General features: G+C 51.4%; 1 protein-coding gene. It reads left to right on the forward strand.

Going from position 1 to position 1,588, the window contains the following annotated elements:
- Positions 1-1,501: ornithine decarboxylase (speC, locus tag AC1DUO_RS24840; protein WP_477989318.1), on the forward strand; the 1,501-nt coding region annotated here is incomplete at its 5' end.
- Between the last annotated feature and the right edge of the window lie 87 nt (positions 1,502-1,588).

Below are 1,588 nucleotides of genomic sequence, written 5' to 3' on the forward strand. Positions count from 1 at the left end.
TAATAACCACAAATCAAACCATCACGGTGCGCTGTTGCAGGCGGGCGCTACGCCGGTTTATCTCGAAACAGCACGTAATCCGTTCGGTTTTATCGGCGGCATTGATGCGGCTTGTTTCGATGAAACTTATCTGCGAGCACAAATCAAAGAAGTGGCGCCACATCGCGCGACTGAAAAACGTCCGTTCCGCCTGGCGATTATCCAGCTTGGTACTTATGACGGTACCGTGTACAACGCGCGTCAGGTGGTCGATAAAATCGGTCATCTGTGTGATTACATCCTGTTTGATTCCGCGTGGGTCGGTTACGAGCAATTCATCCCGATGATGAAAGAATGCTCGCCGCTGCTGCTGGAGCTGAACGAAAATGACCCTGGCATTATCGTTACGCAGTCGGTACATAAGCAGCAGGCCGGATTCTCGCAGACCTCGCAGATCCACAAAAAAGACAATCACATCAAAGGCCAGAAGCGTCATTGCAGCCATAAAAAGCTCAACAATGCGTTTATGATGCATGCCTCGACCAGCCCGTTTTATCCGCTGTTTGCCGCGCTTGACGTCAATGCGCGCATTCATGCCGGTGGCAGCGGAAAACACATGTGGATGGAGTGCGTGAAGCTCGGCATCGAAACCCGCAAAATGCTGCTTGATCAGTGCTCGATGATTTTACCGTTCGTTCCTCCAACCGTCGGCGGCAAACGCTGGCAGGATCATGAAACCAATGAAATGGCCAACGATGTGCGTTTCTTTGATTTTGTGCCGGGTGAACGCTGGCACGCCTTCGACGGTTATGCCGAGAAACAGTATTTCGTTGATCCGTGCAAGCTGCTGCTGACTACGCCGGGCATTGATGCTTCCAGCGGTAAATACACGGAGTTCGGCATACCGGCGACCATTCTGGCGAACTATCTGCGCGAGAATGGCATCGTGCCGGAGAAATGTGACCTGAACTCGATTTTGTTCCTGCTTACCCCGGCGGAAACACCGGCCAAAATGCAGTTACTGGTGGAAGAGTTGGTGCGGTTTGAGCAATACATCGAAGAAGATGCGCCGCTCAGCGAAGTGCTGCCGACGGTGTATCGCAAAAACGAAGACCGCTACCGGAATTACACCATCCGCCAGCTGTGCCAGGAAATGCATAATCTCTACGTCAGCTTTGATGTGAAAGAGTTACAGAAAGAGATGTTCCGTGAGAGGAGTTTCCCGAAGGTAGTGATGAATGCGCAGGATGCGCATAACGAGTTTATCCGCGATAACATCGAGCTGGTGGCAATTGGTGATGCCGAAGGCCGTATCGCTGCGGAAGGCGCGCTGCCATATCCTCCTGGCGTGCTATGTGTCGTGCCGGGCGAACTGTGGGGCGGGGCGGTTCAGCGCTATTTTATGGCGCTGGAAGAAGGTATCAATCTGCTGCCGGGTTTCTCCCCAGAATTGCAGGGTGTGTATATTGAGAAAAAAACGGTCGGCTGGAAGCGCGTGATGGGGTATGTGGTTTCTGCGTAATTTGCTGTAAAAAATAAATTATCCGCTTGCTGGTTTTCAAATAATGGGGAGGCAATAACCTCTCCATTATTTATGATATTGATATGC

The sequence above is a fragment of the Rahnella sp. P4_A8 genome (assembly GCF_056402435.1).